Genomic DNA, 16,629 nt, shown 5'->3' with positions numbered 1-16,629 from the left:
GTCGTAAAGTAGCAACAATGCTTGGATTGGATCTAAGTGGAGTTGGTAGAGGTGATTTGTCAGCACCTATAAGACTTAAATTGTGGTCTTGTGAATCCCCTCGCCTTTAGGCATGGGGAGATGTCAAAAAACAGATTCGCGGGGTTGTAGGGCGATCGGCTAATGTTTCGGAATAGTTGCTTGTTGTTTCTAGACAGTTATCCCATTTGGGTTGGCTGTTGTTGTCAAAATGTACTCAACTTGAGCCGGAGTTAGAGTGGGATTGGCATTCAAAACTAAAGCCGCTACACCCGCTACGTGAGTCTCACTACAAACCTTTTTTATTTCCTGGGATGGATGGGGACTGAAGTCCGAACGATCAAACCTTTTTTATTGCTGGTAATTTGCGGGACAGGATTTTATGCAGTTTCAAGCTGAAGCTGTTGTTTTTTCGTCAAAAGCATCGCTATGTGCTTTTCGTAATAAGCCGCTTCGTTAATAAATACAGGGAAAACTGTAGATTCTCCTTGATAGGGGAGCAATTCTCCCGTAAATGTGAGAAACATCGGTTCACCGGGATGTAAGGGTTCGTAATCTTTAAACTGAAGTTGGGGATGGATAGTGGCTTGGATTTCACCTACAGCATTTCTCGGGTAGTCTACGGAAACGATCGCCTGATATGCAGTTAAATGTGATGGTATAACCAGCGGATTGCCCAGATTTGTGGCATCGAGATAGTTCAAAATGGCGTGAATCAGCATTTCGGTTTGCTGAAACAGATGGGCGTTAACGACTCCCTGGGCGATGGGCCCAACTTCTATGGTGCAACCGAAAGCAGATAGCGATCGCAACATTGGCGCATCCTCACCATCATCCTCTCGGAAAAAAACTCGAACTGAGGGATATAGTTCGCTTAAATACGCTAATAATTGCAAGTTGAACGGATGTTTGCTAGACGGTAAAATGGTCAGCCCCATGTTCGCCGTTGTGCTGTGGAGGTCGATAATGAAATCAACCTTATTTTGGTCTTTAGGACATAGTTGTCCGGAGATCTCCTTAGCGCGTATGTCCTCGTAACCCGTCAAGTCTGGGTTAGCCAAATCTGCGCGGCCAAAGCAACGGTTCAAATCGCGATCGACATAACGCCGATTCAGCGCCACCGCTTTCGGGTTGGCTAATAAGGCAACTGTCTCAAAGGTCGATCGTTTCAGCAAGTCTGGGAATTGTTGAAACTTCTTAATCAGGTAAACTCCTGTTAACTCATTTCCGTGGGTTCCTCCGACAACTGCAACTCGTCGAATTACGTGCGACAACATAAATAATCCTCATTTTGTGATAATTAAAACCGTAATTAGTCGCCAAGTTTTCTAACTATTACTTCCAAGGTAAACAAGTTATTTCTATATGTCAAATACTTTTTTTAATATAAGAATATACTCAAAAAGTATGGCAGTATCTACTCAATAACCGCTATAGTAATTATTCATTTCCAAGTTTAAAGTTTAAAATCTAAAATCTATGGAACTTCGCCATCTCCGTTACTTCATTGCAGTGGCAGACGAACTGAGCTTTACCAATGCGGCAAAGCGATTGCACATTTCGCAACCGCCCCTAAGCAACCAAATTAAAGATTTGGAGACTGAATTGGGCGTGCAACTATTCGATCGCAAAAGTCACCCAATTGGGCTAACTCCAGCAGGACAGGCATTTTTAGAAGAATCTCGCGCAACTCTGGCACTGTTAGAACAAGCGGTACATAAAACCCAGCGCATTCATCAAGGTGAATTGGGTCACTTGACGGTGAGTTTTACGAGTTCGATCGCGAATGGTGTCTTTCCAGAGATGCTGCGAACGTTTCGGCAGCGATATCCAAAGGTAAAACTGATTTTACAGGAAGAACATAGTGCTTTTCTAATTCAGAGATTGCGCGATCGCCAAACTGATATCATTTTTCTGTATCTCTACCACGAAATCTCGGAAGACAATGATTTAGAAACGATGTCTATCACGCAAGAACCACTTGTCGCCGTCTTACCCAAAAATCATCCGCTTGCAGCCAAATCCCAAATTTCGCTTGCTGACGTAAAAAATGAAGAATTTGTCATGCCCCTGCATCAAGTTGTGGCGGGTTTGTCCGAACAAATTTACCATCTATGTTCCCAAGCAGGATTTGTGCCAAAAGTTGTTCAAACAGCCGTCTTTATGGTCACGATTTTGGGGTTAGTTGCAGGCGAAACTGGTATTAGCATTCTGCCATCTCACGTCCAGAATCTTCAACGCAAAGGAGTGGTGTATCGTCCGATTCTGGAACAAATGACAACCACTAACTTAACTGCGGTTTGGCGGCAGAATGATTCATCGACTATTTTGCAGCAATTTCTGGAGATTATTAACAGCCTCTCAATTCATCTCTATTAGGTAATGAGATTCGTTCGTAGTGCGGACTTCAGTCCGCAAAAATCTGCGGACTGAAGTCCGCACTACGAACTATTTTGTTATCGCCCAAACAGGATAAAATCACTGCGATCGATCGCACTACCAGCCACTGCATTCACAGTAGCCAAGAGTTGACCGTTCCCAGAAATCGCGATCGCACCTGCATTGGGGCTTTGGGTAATAGTGAGTTGAGCAAAAGTTAAACCGCCCGCTAACACTAGCAAATCTTCGCCTTTGGTGAAATCAGCAATCACATCGCTGCCTTCACCTGCGGTTAAAATAAAGCGATCGCGCCCAACGCCACCACTGAGAACATCGTTACCTAAACCCCCAGTCAAAGTATCATCCCCATCCGCAGCGCAAATGCTGTCGCTACCCCGATCGCCCAGCAGCAGATCGTTGCCCGTACCCCCCACCAGAACATCATCGCCCTTACCGCCGTTCAGCGTATCGTTGCCCTCTCCACCGCCCAGAGTATCCGCAGCATCTCCTCCATTCAAGAAGTCGTTGCCAGCACCGCCAAACAACAAATCGCGTCCGTTCGAGTCAGGGCTAGACGGGTCAAAACTGCCTCCAAACAAGCAATCGTTACCCTCAGCCCCCACCAGAGTGTCATTCCCCTTGTCACCCCAAATGGAGTCATCGTCTTTCCCGCCGATCGCCACATCATCGCCTTTACCACCGAAAATGAGATCGTCGCCGGCACTTCCGTTGAGGTAATCATTACCTCTGCCGCCAAATAGCAAGTCTTTGTCTGCATTCGGGCCGAGAGGGATATTGCTGGGCTGCCCACCATAAATATTGTCGTTACCGCTTCCGCCCAGCAGAATGTCGTTCCCGTTGAAACCGTCGATCGCGTCGTTGAGATTGCTACCGATGAGGAAATCGTTGCCGTCAGTGCCGTTGAAAGTGCGATCGACTGAATTCGGCCCGGGAATTGAATCGATCGCAGGCAAGGTAATTTCGTCGCAAATGCGATCGTCGCCATTACCGCCACCAATGCTTTCAGATTCAACAGGAATCGGAGTCGGAGTTGTCGCCGGAGTTGGAGTTGTCGCCGGAGTTGGAGTTGTCGCCGGAGTTGGAGTCGGAGTTGGATTTGGAGTTGGAGTTGTCGCCGGAGTTGGATTTGGATTTGGAGTTGGAGTTGTCGCCGGATTTGGAGTTGGATTTGGAGTTGGAGTTGGAGTTGGATTTGGAGTCGGAGTCGGAGTTGGATTTGGAGTCGGAGTTGGAGTTGGAGTTGGAGTTGGAGTTGGATTTGGATTTGGAGTTGGATTTGGAGTCGGAGTTGGAGTTGGAGTTGGATTTGGAGTCGGAGTCGGAGTTGGATTTGGAGTCGGAGTTGGATTTGGAGTCGGAGTTGGATTTGGAGTCGGAGTTGTTACCGGATTTGGAGTCGGAGTCGGATTTGGAGTCGGAGTTGGATTTGGATTTGGAGTTGGATTTGGAGTTGGATTTGGAGTCGGATTTGGAGTTGGATTTGGAGTTGGAGTTGTTACCGGATTTGGAGTCGGAGTCGGAGTTGGAGTTGGATTTGGAGTCGGATTTGGAGAGTTATTGACAACAATGCTTGCTGTGACGATCGCAGAATCAGCTTTGCCGTCATTAGCTTTGTAGGTAAAAGAGTCTGCCCCTGCAAAACCAGCATTCGGAGTGTAACTGAAGGAACCGTTAGCGTTGAGGGCGATCGCACCTTTAGTCGGCCCAGCCACCAAAATCGCAGTCAGCGGGTCATTTTCCGGGTCTGTATCGTTAAGTAAGACTCCCAACCCTGCCACGTTGAGAGGGGTATTAAAAGGAGTTGTATAGTTGTCAGGAATCGCGACAGGCGGGTTATTGTTGACGTTTACAGTCACGGTAGCTGGTGGAGAGGTAACTATGCCGTCGCTGACTGTGTAGGTAAATGTGTCTGTCCCAGAAAAGCCTGCCTTAGGAGTATAGGTGAAAGAACCGTCTTTGCTGAGGGCGATCGCACCTTTCGTCGGATTTGCAGCCACCGCAGCAGTCAACGTGTCTGAATCTGCGTCGGTGTCATTGGCTAAAACTCCCGGCGCTATTTGGCTGATAGCTTTTCCCGCATTAGTGCTATAGGTGTCGGGATTGGCTGTTGGCACACTGTTCGTAACGTTGATATTCACCGTGGCGGGGACAGTTGCAGCGCCATCGCTAGCGCTATAAATGAAAGTATCAACTCCGACAAATCCGGGGTTGGGAGTGTAAATGAAGTCACCCTTGGGATTGAGTACGAGTTTACCTTTAGTCGGTTGTGTGACAACAGCAGCAGTCAACGTGTCGAAAATGTCGGGGTCGAAGTCATTGAATAAAACGGATGGAAATCCGGTCAACACGCGATCGTGCCTGACGATGTAGGTGTCGGGAATAGCGATCGGCGGACTGTTCGTAACATCAATACTCACCGTACTGGGGACAGTCGCAGCCCCATCGCTAACGCTGTAAGTGAAAGTATCAATTCCAACAAAGCCAGGGTTAGGAGTGTAAGTGAAGTCACCCTTGGGATTGAGTACGAGTTTACCTTTAGTCGGTTGTGTGACAACAGCAGCAGTCAACGTGTCGAAAATGTCGATGTCGAAGTCATTGAATAAGACGGATGGAAACCCAGTCAACACGCGATCGTGCAAGACTTTGTAGGTGTCGGGATTTGCTGTTGGCGGATTGTTGGTGATATCAATCTGAAATGTCTGGCTTGCCGAAGTATCAATGCCGCCGTTAGCTGTACCGCCGTTGTCTTTGAGGTTGATAGTGATATTAGCCTTGCCAGTTCCACTTATGGCGGGGGTAAAAGTTAGTTGTCCGAAAGAGCCGATCGCCGGTGGTACGCTAAACAAACCGGGATTGTCATTTCCCACTACTTGAAAGTTGACGGTTTGTGTTGACTCGTTGACCGGCCCTGGAGAAATCGCTGTCGCCCATGCAGGAACAGTTTGCGGGCCGGCACTGTGATTGACGGTGCGATCGGGCCCTTTGACAAACGACGGTGCATCGTTGACAGGATTAACAGTAATTGTTGCAGTCTCGCTGGCCGTACTGAAAGCTGCTAAACCCCCAATACTGCTAGCAGTTGAAATATCAGCCGTCCCCCCATTCGTGAGGGTAGTACCGCTAGAGTTAGTCGTCGTTCCATCCCACGATTGATAGGTGATATTAGCACTACCGTTGTAGTCATTATTGGGAAGAAAGCGGATACTGGCATTGCCTGCTAGCAGTCTCGCTGCTGCTGTTGACGGTGTACCGAATGCCGTCCAAGTCGCACCGCTATCAATAGAATATTGCCAACTGCCGTTAGTATTGTCTGTCGCCGTCACAGCTATTCCTTGAATATCGGCGATGTCGGGATCTGTAACAGCACCTGCAATTAAAGCAGAAACTAAGCTGCCGGTGTTGCTGGCAGAAGGTACATCTTCGTTAATTGCTGTTAGTACCGGCGTTCCGCTGTTGTTGAGTACGGGTGCGTTGTTGGCTGCAAACGCTGCGAATCTGGTGGGAAGGGCAAAATTGTTGTCGCTGACAAGAATTAGCGTTCGTTTCCCAGTTGCTGTTTGAGGAGGCCCAAATGTCATCCCTTCAAAATTGTCAACCAGTGCCGGAGTGCCTGTACTCAGGAAATAAGCAGAAGTGGCGATCGGAGTTTTCGATACTGGTGTAATGCTAGCAACACCAGAAGCAATCAAACCGGTATTGTTTTGAATATCTGTCGCACCGTTTAAAGAAATTTGATAAAGCTTCAAATCCCCTGACGGCGGTGTTGTCGATAAGTCGAGAAAACGTTCGAGAACCAGCAGCGTATTATCATCAACGGCCAGCATTTCTGAAATGCCGTTGCGCGGATCGGTATTGTAAAGAAATTCTCCGTTTGCGGTGTTTGTACCTAAGTTATATCTGACAATTCGCGATCGCGCGCCAGCCGTTATATCTGAAGCAGGGCCGTCTTGTTCGAGAGCATTTTCTGTTGCTGTAAATAGAAAACTTTGACTGGGAGTAATCGTCAGACTTTCAAAACCTTGATTGTTGCGGATGCCGCTGTTAGGATCTGCTGATACGTCGTATTTGGGAGAAGCAATAGGCAGCGCGAAATTTTGAACTCCTGTGGCAATGGCGAAACTATTAATAAAAGGCTGGATATTTGTCGAGAAATTGCCTTCAGAAGATACGAAGACATTGCTGCCGATTAAGGCAATGCCCTCTGTATCCGATGTATCTGCGGCAAAGGGAGGCGGATTGCCAATCTGTGTCACCCCTGTAAAAGCAACTCCTCCTACTGGTGTCAAGATACCCGAACTCACATTAGGTATAGTGAGGGTGTAAAAGCGAGACGGGTCGGGACTGCCACCAGGAATATTGCGGCCGTCGGAGATAGCGTAGTAAGTGTTGTTGCCCGCGTAGGTGACGCCCGACAGTCCACCTACCTGGGTTGTTGGTGTTCCAAAAGTTGTACTTGCCGGAAATCCTGCTTGTCCCAAAAATTGCAAACCAAACACAAATTGGTAAGCGGCCATTGTCGCTTGGTCGATCGCCAACTCCGACTCCACCCACCCAGTTGTATAATCTAGTTCCCAGTCTCCGCCCTTAGCTGCGCTTCCCACAGGCGTGCTGGAAGCAGCAATTTTTGCCTTTGTTAGCTGACTGATTTGCCGCACGAAGTTAGCGCCCGCATCATCCGCCGCCACATCGCACCCGTACAGCAAAATCTCCGCACTCTCTGCCAGCGATCGCGACCATTGCTGCAATTTTTGACTATAAAAGTTTAAATTTGTCAAGTTTAGGTCGATCGCGCCTAGCTGCAAACTAGCCGATCGACCGTGGGAGATAATATGAATGCTGTTAATATTGCGGCGACTCCCTAGCACTTCCGTAATTTGTGCTACTCCATCCCGCGCTGCATCGATGATAATTACTTCTATTCCGGCTGCGATACCGTTGCAAAGATTTTGGATATCGGGGAGGGCAGAGTCGAAAAAGGCGATCGAACCCATAACAGAATTGATAAAATTTGGCACAAAACACCTCTGGTTGGATGACCTTACGGAAATTAATATGTATGAAATTTAGCAAAGTTTAATATTAAATGTCATCAGTAAAATTAACGAGCAATAGGGTTTGTAGTGAGGACTTCAGTCCTTTCTTTGATGCGGACTCGCATTCCTCACGATCGAACCTGTACTTCAGTCCTTTCTTTGATGCGGACTTGCATTCCTCACGATCAAACCTGTGCTTCAGTCCTTTCTTTGATGCGGACTTGCATTCCTCACGATCAAACCTGTTGAAGGTTCGATCGCCAAAAGTTCTTCTGCTACCAATCCTTTCTGAATAGCGAACACTGCTGCTTGAGTGCGATCGCGCACTTCTAACTTTTGCAAAATCGCGTGGACGTGCACCCGCACAGTCCCCGGAGCGATGTACAATATTTGTGCAATCTCCTGATTGCTTTTCCCGCCCGCAACTAAGGCTAATATTTCCTGTTCCCTCGGAGTCAGCGGATTGTCTAAAACTTCCCATTTACTCGCGCTTTTGACAGGTTCGGGATTGCTAAAAACCGCCCGAATTTCCGCAGTTGCAGCTTTGTCCCACCAAGAAGCACCCGCCGCTACCGATCGAATTGCCAAAACCAAAGTTTCTGCGGCAATTCCCTTGAGACAATATCCTTGGGCTCCCGCAGCAATCAACCTTTCAATTAAGGTTTTTTGGGCGTGAGATGTTAAAATCAAAACTGGAATTTCTGGATGTCTCTGTTTAATTTGGCGACAGGCTTCAATGCCACCAATTCCCGGCAAACCGACATCGAGAACCACCACATCCGGCAAGTGTTCCTGAGTCAATTCTACCGCCGTTTCTCCATCTTCTGCCTCGGCAATTACTTGCAAGGAACTTTCTTGCTGCAATCTGGTTTGCAGTCCCAACCGAAATAGTTCGTCGTCTTCAACTAAGAGAATTCGCAAGGGAGAATTAGGTTTCATTGGCAGAGATAGCTGGTAGTCGGAATCCAAACAAAGCACCTAAAGGCAATTTGTTTTCTGCCCAAATTATACCGCCGTGGGCGTCAATAATTTGGCGAGATAAGTATAACCCCAATCCCGATCCTTTGGCTTGCCGATCGCCATTTCCTTGATAAAAACGCTCGAACAAGTGGGGCAGCTCATCGCTAGTAATTCCCAACCCGCTATCGATAACTTTTATCACCTGATCGGTTGTGTAAGATTCCATGACTATTTCTACTTTACCACCTCGGGGAGAATGGTTGATCGCGTTGGTTAGCAAATTAACAAAAACGCGCTGGAGTTGCACTGCATCGCCGTTTACCCACAAAGAACGGCGAAAGTCAGACTCTCCGTAACTTATACTAATATACACTCGGCGCGCTGCCGATAAATGGATCAGTGTGGCAGTTACTTCTTCTGCTAAAGCTGCTAAATTTACGGGCGCAAGTTGCAGTTTTAAACCTTCGGCATCGTTGCGGTAAACATCGAGCAGCGTTTCTACTAATTGTAGTGACATTTTTTGCGATCGCGCCATTGTTTCGAGAACTTTTTGCTGGCTGGTAGTGACTTCCCCAAAGTTTGCTCCCTGAAAAGCTTTGATTGTTTCAATTGCACCCAGCATCGGCGTTTTCAAGTCGTGACTCAAAGTAGAGACAAAATCCTCTCGGATGCTGGCTAGCTGCTGTTGGGATTGCAATTGAGCTTTCGCAAGTGCGATCGCCTCTTGATACTGCTGGTTGCGATCGCTCAAATATCCCGTGACTCCCAAAGCCATAACTGCGATCGTTCGATTTGCAACAGTCGCCAGGGCGATCGTTTCTCCGTAAGGAACAAACAAGTTCAACAGCGTCAATGCTGCTGCTAACAGCGTAATTTGCAACTTTCCCAACCGACTCAGCCGCGAATTTGCCAGTAAAATCGGCCCCGTGTACAAGTATCCAAACAGATACTGCGACGGCGTAGCAAATTCGAGTGCTGCGACAATCGCGAATAAAAAGGCGATCGACCACCTTCCGCGCAAATACTTTTCTTGAACTACCAGAATATTGGGAATTTTCACTAAGCTTTCAAACATCTCTAGTTAATCCATTTTAAGCTTTTCATTCAGTTGACAGTTGACAGTTGACAGTTGACAGCGTTAATCAGTTGACAGTTGACAGCGTTAATCAGTTGACAGTTGACAGTTGACAGTTGACAGTTGACAGTTGACAGTTGACAGTTGACAGTTGACAGTTGACAGTTGACAGCGTTAATCAGTTGAGAGCAACTTCTATCTGGAAATCCGAAGATTGGTGTAATAAATCGTCTGATTTGAATTTTCCTTACAAGGGAGAAGCTTTCAACCAATTATTTGCGATCGAACATTAACTATATTTTCGCTAAAAAAAACAGCGTTTATACAGCATCTATACCTGCAAGTATAGATTTAAAAAATTGGCTAAACATTCGCCTATCAGTAAAAGTATAGGTAAAAAAAGCAGAATTAATAAACAGTAATTTATACCTTAAGACAGATTATCAACAACCCCAAACCTCAGTAAAGTAATCGCTAAACGAGGAATTTTTAACTCAGTTATGTTACAAGGCTTAATTCAAATTGCATTAACCCTAATCATTTTAATTGCGATCGCGCCCGTGTTCGGCAAATACATGGCGCGGGTCTACATGGGAGAACGAACAATTCTCGACCCCGCGATCAAACCAGTCGAACAACTCATCTATAAAGCCAGCAATATTCGGTCTGTAGATTCCATGACAGGCTGGCAGTATGCCCGATCGCTATTATACAGCAATGCAGCAATGGGCATATTTGTATTCTTAGTTTTCATGCTTCAGGGACTGCTGCCTTTAAATCCCACCAGCCTCAGCGCACCAACCTGGGATACCGCGCTGCATACAACTATTTCATTCCTCACAAATACCGACCAACAGCATTACTCAGGCGAGACAACATTCAGTTATTTGTCCCAGTTAACTCTGGGTTTTTTAATGTTCACCTCAGCAGCCACTGGTTTAGCAGTAGGGATTGCCTTTATTCGGGGACTGACAGGTCGCCCCCTCGGTAACTTTTATATCGATTTAATTCAATCAATCACGCGGATTCTGCTGCCTCTTTCTTTGATAATTGGCTTGTTTCTGCTAATTTCTGGAGTGCCGGAAACTCTCGCAGGCCCAGCAGTTGCCCGTACCTTAGAAGGCGGCATCCAAGTAATTGCTCGCGGCCCAGTCGCTCACTTTGAAAGCATCAAACAACTGGGAGAAAACGGCGGGGGATTTTTTGCCATTAACTCGGCTCACCCTTTTGAAAATCCCAACCCTTTTAGTAACCTGCTGGAAACACTAGCAATGGTTTCTATACCAGCAGCACTCATTCACACCTACGGCAGATTTGCTAACAACAAAAAGCAGGGATGGCTGATTTTTGGGATGGTGTTTGCCATTTATGTAATCTTGATTAGCATTGCAGCAGTTGGCGAATATCAAGGCAATCCCCAAATTAATAGTTTGCTCGGTTCCGTGCAACCAAACTTAGAAGGGAAAGAAGTTAGATTCGGTTGGGCAGAAACTGTACTTTGGGCTGTCACTACGACTGGGACAATGTGCGGGGCTGTCAACGGAATGCACGATTCTTTAATGCCGCCAGGGGGTTTTGCTACTTTGTTTAACTTGTTTATCCAAATTGTTTGGGGCGGACAGGGAACAGGAACGGCTTACTTATTTATTTACCTAATTTTGAGCGTGTTTCTCACCGGATTGATGGTGGGGAGAACGCCGGAATTTTTGGGACGAAAAATTGAAAAGCGGGAAATTGTTTTAGCTAGCGTTGTTTTGTTGATTCACCCGATCGCAGTTTTAATCCCCGGCGCCATTACCCTCGCCTTTCCCGACAGCTTGAGCGGCATCAGCAACCCAGGATTTCACGGCATTTCGCAGGTGATGTACGAATACGCTTCAGCGGCGGCTAATAACGGTTCTGGCTTTGAAGGATTGGGCGATTCTCAACCCGCGCCGACAGGACTTTGGTGGAATTTAAGCACTTGTTTTAGCTTGCTGATGGGGCGCTACGTTCCAATTATTGCGCTGCTGCTGCTAGCTGACAGCATGACGAACAAACAACTGGTTCCCGAAACAACCGGCACTCTCAGAACAGATTCCGTTTTATTTACCAGCGTCACCGCAGGAGTAATCATCATTCTCGGCGCGCTGACATTTTTCCCAGTGCTGGCTTTGGGGCCAATTGCTGAAGGATACCAAATCAGCAGCGGCAAGTTGGAACCAGCAGGGATAACCGCACCCACAACACCTTTAGCAACACCAACTCCTCCACCTCAGTAACAAAAAATCATCAACCTCACCCTTCTCTTTCTCTGCGTTCTCTGTGTCAATACTTCGGACAGTTTTAGATCTAATCGAGTATCTCAAACCCTTGATGGCTATAGGGATGAGTATTTTTTCAATCTTTAAGTCTAGCCCGGAGTTTCAAAAAAACATTAAAAATGCCAGGGCTTACGCTGTAACGCTTACAGAGTCGTTCAAAAAATGTCCGAAGTATTGCTGTGTACTCTGCGGTTCATTAAAAAATCCAAATCATGGCTTCTTCCAATACCCCGGACTCTCAAAAAACTCCCCGCTCAAGAGGCTCTCGCGAGTCTCGCAAACACACCCCAAAAGCAAATAACAAAGGTCTTTATCAAAGAGCTTTTAAAGAAGCTTTTGTCAAACTTGACCCGCGGGTGATGCTAAAAAATCCCGTGATGTTTGTGGTGTGGGTTGGCACAATTGTCACTGCACTTTTGACCGTCGATCCGACGCTGTTCGGCCCGGTTCCCGGCAACAATCAAGTTCTGTTTAACGGCCTTGTAACGTTCATTTTGTTCTTTACTTTGGTATTTGCTAATTTTGCAGAAGCGGTAGCGGAAGGCCGCGGGAAAGCGCAAGCGGATGCACTGCGATCGACAAAAGCAGATACCACAGCCCGCAAACTCTTACCAGACGGTTCAATTCAAGAAGTTAGTTCGACATCTCTCCGACGCGGCGACCAAATTAAAGCGATCGCAGGCGATGTCATTCCTTCCGACGGCGAAGTGATCGCAGGTGTCGCATCCGTAGACGAATCGGCGATTACCGGGGAATCGGCGCCGGTACTGAAAGAACCGGGTTCCGACATCGCCAGTTCCGTCACTGGCGGTACGCGCATCCTTTCTGACGAGTTGACGCTGCGGGTGATGGCAGACCCCGGTAAGGGATTTTTGGACAGGATGATCGCGCTGGTGGAGGGCGCTGAACGCTCGAAAACGCCGAACGAGATCGCGCTGACGGTGCTGCTGGCGGTGCTGACTCTGGTGTTTTTGATTGTGGTATCGACGATTCCGCCCGTGGGCAATTATGTCAAAACTCCTGTGGGTGTGGTGACGCTGATTTCGCTGTTGGTGGCGCTGATTCCGACAACGATCGGCGGTTTGTTAAGTGCGATCGGCATTGCGGGGATGGATCGCGTCGCTCAATTTAACGTGATAGCGACCTCTGGGCGCGCCGTGGAGGCTTGCGGCGACGTGAATACGCTGATTTTGGACAAAACCGGGACGATCACGCTGGGCAACCGTTTAGCCGAGGAATTCATTCCGGTAAACGGTCACTCGCTGCAAGAAGTCGCGCAGGTAGCACTGACTGCGAGCGTTTTTGACGATACTCCCGAGGGAAAGTCGATCGTCCGTTTAGCTCAAAATCTGGGCGCAGCCGTGGATTTCGATCGCACTAACTCCCGAGGATCTGAAGGCATTGATTTTTCCGCAAAAACGCGGATGTCGGGCACGGATTTGGCTGATGGTACCGAGGCGCGCAAGGGCGCGGTGGATGCGGTGAAGGGTTTTGTGCGATCGCGCGGCGGCAATTTCGGCCCGGATCTCGATGAAGCTTACGAGCGAGTTTCCCGGCTTGGAGGCACACCGTTAGGCGTTTGTAAAGGTAACGACACCTACGGAATTATCTATTTGAAAGATGTGATTAAACCCGGAATTCGCGATCGGTTTGACCAACTGCGAAAAATGGGAATTCGCACCATCATGCTCACCGGAGATAACAGAATTACAGCATCAGTAATTGCCGACGAAGCCGGAGTTGACGACTTCATCGCCGAAGCAACTCCCGAAGACAAAATCGAAGTAATTCGCAAGCAACAAGCCGAGGGCAAATTAGTAGCAATGACGGGAGACGGAACCAACGACGCACCCGCCCTAGCCCAAGCAAACGTAGGTTTGGCGATGAATTCTGGAACCCAAGCAGCCAAGGAAGCTGCGAACATGGTGGACTTAGATTCTGACCCCACAAAACTAATTGATTTAGTGACAATTGGCAAACAGTTGCTAATTACTCGCGGCGCACTGACTACGTTTTCCCTAGCCAACGATATCGCCAAATATTTTGCAATTATTCCCGCAATGTTTGCCCCCGTCGGCGCATTAAACGTGATGGGTTTAGCCAGCGGTCAATCTGCGGTTTTGTCCGCATTAGTTTACAATGCTTTGATTATTCCCGCTTTGATTCCCCTGGCACTAACTGGGGTTAAATTTCGACCACTAAGTGCCAATCAACTGTTGCAGCGGAACATTTTAATTTACGGATTGGGCGGAGCAGTTGCGCCGTTTATCGCCATCAAAATTATTGATGTTTTCATTACTGCGATCGGGTTAGCATAAAGAAGTTCGGCAACGGACTTTGTAGCGGATGTAGCGGATGACTCTTCCGGGCTCTGCCTGGGAACACATATCCAGAGGATCTGCCTCGATTTTTACACAAAAATCATCCAATACAAACACAGATATTTAGTTCCAAAAAAAGGAGAATTTATGAAACGGAACGATTTGCTGAACGATGTTTTGCCGAGGGATTTTCAAGAAACCGTTGAGTTAGGACAAATGCTGTGGCAGCGCCACCCAATCCCGGTGCAGTTATTTCTAGTAATGTGCTTTAACTTGATAATTGCACCTGCGGTTTATGCGGCTGCGGATGAAGGTTTGACCAAAAAAGCGGCGTGGGGTTTAAGTCTTTTGGGTTTAGTAATTATCGGGCTAGCAGTTTATTTGTTTGTCGTGATTTTTCAGCCGGAAAGATTCTAGGCAAATATTTGCATTGTCCATCTTAGAAACCTAGTTTTTTATCGAATCTGCCAGCCAAACCAAATATTTTCGCAAAAACCCGGTTTCTGGCATCCAGTTTTTCATGACATCCATTACATCCCGCACATTGCTCGTTGCCGAACTTCCTTCTTCCTTCATTCATTGAGGTCATTTATGAGAGAATTAATCAGAGCTATTCGTGTTACTTTAGTTTTGTGGGGAATCACAGCGATTATTTATCCATTAATACTGCTAGCAATCGGTCAACTTGCTTTCAACTCCCAGGCAAACGGCAGTTTAATTACCAACCAAGGAGTGGTAGTCGGTTCCTCATTAATCGGTCAGTCTTTCGGCTCGGATAAATATTTTTGGGGTCGCCCCAGCACCACAAATTACAGCAGCTTTGTGCCAATAGATTACGACCCCACAAAGGCAGAAAACTTAAGTCAGAGAACGGGCGTTTCCGGAGCGAGCAACCTGGCTCCCAGCAACTCCGATCTGCTGAAGCGAGGTAATGAAAAAGATGGTTTTCAGGGCGTGGAAGTTGAGTTGGCTCGCCTAAATTTATCTGGTATCAAACCGACAGCAGATTTAGTCTATACTTCCGGTTCTAGCCTTGACCCGCACATTAGCGTAGAATCAGCTAGGGCGCAAATTGAACGGGTAGCAAAAGTGCGATCGCTCAATGTCAATCAAATCGAAATGTTAGTAGCCCAGAATACAGACGGCAGATTTCTGGGAATTTTTGGCGAACCGGGAGTTAACGTCCTCAAACTAAATTTGGCTCTCGACGGTTTATAATACTCAGTGGTCAGTAGTCAGTAGTCAGTATTCAGTTGTTATTAGTCATTGGTTATTGGTTATTGGTCAACTGTCAACTGTCAACTGTCAACTGTCAACTGTCAACTGATTAACGCTGCCAACTGTCAACTGTCAACTGCTAACTGCCAACTGCTATGATTCACTCTAGCGAACTCAGCAACCATTCCGACCCTATTTACGCCCAACCGAATCGCGCTTACGATCGCCCTCACCGCCGGGGAAAGCACAAAATCTTTATCGGAATGGCCCCCGGTGTCGGCAAAACTTTCCGAATGCTGGAAGAAGGGCACAGACTCAAATCTGAAGGTATTGATGTCGCCGTTGGACTGTTAGAAACCCACGGGCGGAAAGAAACCGCAGCCAAAGGCGAGGGACTGGAAATAATCCCGCGAAAACAAATGTTGCGCGGCGAAAAAATGCTGACCGAAATGGATACCGAGGCAGTGATAGCACGCCGCCCTCAACTAGCATTGGTAGACGAACTGGCTCATACAAATATTCCCGGTTCTCTGCGAGAAAAGCGATATCAAGATGTCGAAGAAATTCTGAAAGCAGGGATAGATGTTTTCTCCACCCTCAACATTCAACACATAGAAAGTCTCAACGATTTAGTAGCGAGAATTACGGGAGTTGTAGTGCGAGAGCGAGTGCCCGATCGCATTCTAGAAGAAGCTGACGAAATAGTCGTTATTGATGTCACGCCCGAAACCTTAGAAGAACGATTGCGAGAAGGCAAAATCTACGCTCCTGAAAAAATAGAACAATCTTTAAAAAACTTTTTCCAGCGCCGTCATTTAATTGCATTGCGAGAACTGGCGCTGCGGGAGGTAGCAGATAGTGTTGAAGACGATGCAGCAACTTTAAAAGGTCAATCTTGCAACATTCACGAACGAGTTTTAGTATGCGTATCGACTTTTCCCAATTCCTTGCAACTGCTGCGGCGAGGCGGGAGGATTTCTAACTACATGAATGCTCCTTTTTATGCTTTGTTTGTCGATAACCCCGATCGATTTTTAACCAAAGCCGAAAGCTTGCACGTTGAAACTTGCCAGAAGCTTTGCCAAGAATTTAACGGCCAATTTCTGCGGGTGGAAAGTCCGAATATCGCACAAGCAATTTCTGAGGTAGCTAAACATTATCGGATTACTCAAATTGTGATCGGTGAAAGCCAGCAATCACGCTGGAAATTGCTGTTTCGGGGTTCTTTGACTCAACAGTTAGTGCGATCGCTCAAACACGTAGATTTGCACATCATCGCTACCGAAAAAAGTCATTAGTCA

The 16,629-nt window shown here is 47.1% G+C and carries 12 protein-coding genes; 6 read left to right on the top strand and 6 right to left on the bottom strand.

Annotated elements, in window-relative coordinates; translation table 11 throughout:
- Positions 1 to 189 precede the first annotated feature (189 nt).
- Both QZ938_RS11100 and QZ938_RS11095 read right to left on the bottom strand, forming a co-directional pair.
- The gene (locus QZ938_RS11100; RefSeq protein WP_293145193.1) at positions 190 to 324 is read right to left on the bottom strand and encodes a S8 family serine peptidase; all 135 of its coding nucleotides are present in this window, start codon (positions 322 to 324) and stop codon (positions 190 to 192) included.
- 74 nt (positions 325 to 398) lie between these two features.
- A complete protein-coding gene (locus tag QZ938_RS11095; protein ID WP_293351272.1) occupies positions 399 to 1,295 on the bottom strand; it encodes an aspartoacylase in 897 nt (298 codons plus the stop codon).
- 202 nt (positions 1,296 to 1,497) lie between these two features.
- Between QZ938_RS11095 and QZ938_RS11090 the strand changes: the two genes are divergently transcribed.
- Positions 1,498 to 2,397, top strand: coding sequence for a LysR family transcriptional regulator (locus QZ938_RS11090; RefSeq protein WP_293333683.1), 900 nt, complete (start codon positions 1,498 to 1,500; stop codon positions 2,395 to 2,397).
- A gap of 77 nt (positions 2,398 to 2,474) precedes the next feature.
- Here the strand turns inward: QZ938_RS11090 and QZ938_RS11085 are convergent, their stop codons facing one another.
- From QZ938_RS11085 to QZ938_RS11075, 3 genes are all read right to left on the bottom strand, one after another.
- The gene (locus QZ938_RS11085) at positions 2,475 to 7,433 is read right to left on the bottom strand and encodes an Ig-like domain-containing protein (protein WP_293365510.1); all 4,959 of its coding nucleotides are present in this window, start codon (positions 7,431 to 7,433) and stop codon (positions 2,475 to 2,477) included.
- A 216-nt stretch (positions 7,434 to 7,649) separates the two neighbouring features.
- Positions 7,650 to 8,390: a response regulator transcription factor gene (locus QZ938_RS11080; RefSeq protein WP_293351276.1), complete on the bottom strand. Its 741-nt coding sequence runs from the start codon at positions 8,388 to 8,390 to the stop codon at positions 7,650 to 7,652.
- Positions 8,380 to 9,486, bottom strand: coding sequence for a HAMP domain-containing sensor histidine kinase (locus QZ938_RS11075; protein ID WP_293351278.1), 1,107 nt, complete (start codon positions 9,484 to 9,486; stop codon positions 8,380 to 8,382). Before QZ938_RS11075 ends, QZ938_RS11080 begins: the two co-directional genes overlap by 11 nt.
- Positions 9,487 to 9,986: 500 nt before the next feature.
- Between QZ938_RS11075 and kdpA the strand changes: the two genes are divergently transcribed.
- From kdpA to kdpF, 3 genes are all read left to right on the top strand, one after another.
- On the top strand, positions 9,987 to 11,747 hold the full coding sequence (gene kdpA / locus QZ938_RS11070) for a potassium-transporting ATPase subunit KdpA (protein WP_293351280.1): 1,761 nt from the start codon (positions 9,987 to 9,989) through the stop codon (positions 11,745 to 11,747).
- A gap of 254 nt (positions 11,748 to 12,001) precedes the next feature.
- Positions 12,002 to 14,107, top strand: coding sequence for a potassium-transporting ATPase subunit KdpB (gene kdpB, locus QZ938_RS11065; protein WP_293351282.1), 2,106 nt, complete (start codon positions 12,002 to 12,004; stop codon positions 14,105 to 14,107).
- A 150-nt stretch (positions 14,108 to 14,257) separates the two neighbouring features.
- The gene (gene kdpF, locus QZ938_RS11060) at positions 14,258 to 14,527 is read left to right on the top strand and encodes a K(+)-transporting ATPase subunit F (RefSeq protein ID WP_293145140.1); all 270 of its coding nucleotides are present in this window, start codon (positions 14,258 to 14,260) and stop codon (positions 14,525 to 14,527) included.
- 30 nt (positions 14,528 to 14,557) lie between these two features.
- Here the strand turns inward: kdpF and QZ938_RS11055 are convergent, their stop codons facing one another.
- Positions 14,558 to 14,686: a hypothetical protein gene (locus QZ938_RS11055; protein WP_293351284.1), complete on the bottom strand. Its 129-nt coding sequence runs from the start codon at positions 14,684 to 14,686 to the stop codon at positions 14,558 to 14,560.
- A gap of 15 nt (positions 14,687 to 14,701) precedes the next feature.
- Between QZ938_RS11055 and kdpC the strand changes: the two genes are divergently transcribed.
- Both kdpC and QZ938_RS11045 read left to right on the top strand, forming a co-directional pair.
- A complete protein-coding gene (gene kdpC / locus QZ938_RS11050; protein ID WP_293351286.1) occupies positions 14,702 to 15,328 on the top strand; it encodes a K(+)-transporting ATPase subunit C in 627 nt (208 codons plus the stop codon).
- A 155-nt stretch (positions 15,329 to 15,483) separates the two neighbouring features.
- Positions 15,484 to 16,626, top strand: a complete 1,143-nt coding sequence (locus QZ938_RS11045) for a sensor histidine kinase KdpD (RefSeq protein WP_293351288.1) — start codon at positions 15,484 to 15,486, stop codon at positions 16,624 to 16,626.
- Positions 16,627 to 16,629 lie beyond the last annotated feature (3 nt).

The organism is Microcoleus sp. CAWBG27 (genome assembly GCF_020883145.1).
Taxonomy (GTDB): Bacteria; Cyanobacteriota; Cyanobacteriia; order Cyanobacteriales; family Microcoleaceae; genus Microcoleus.
The sequence above is the reverse complement of the archived record's forward strand: the minus strand, read 5'-3'. Positions and strand labels throughout refer to the sequence as shown.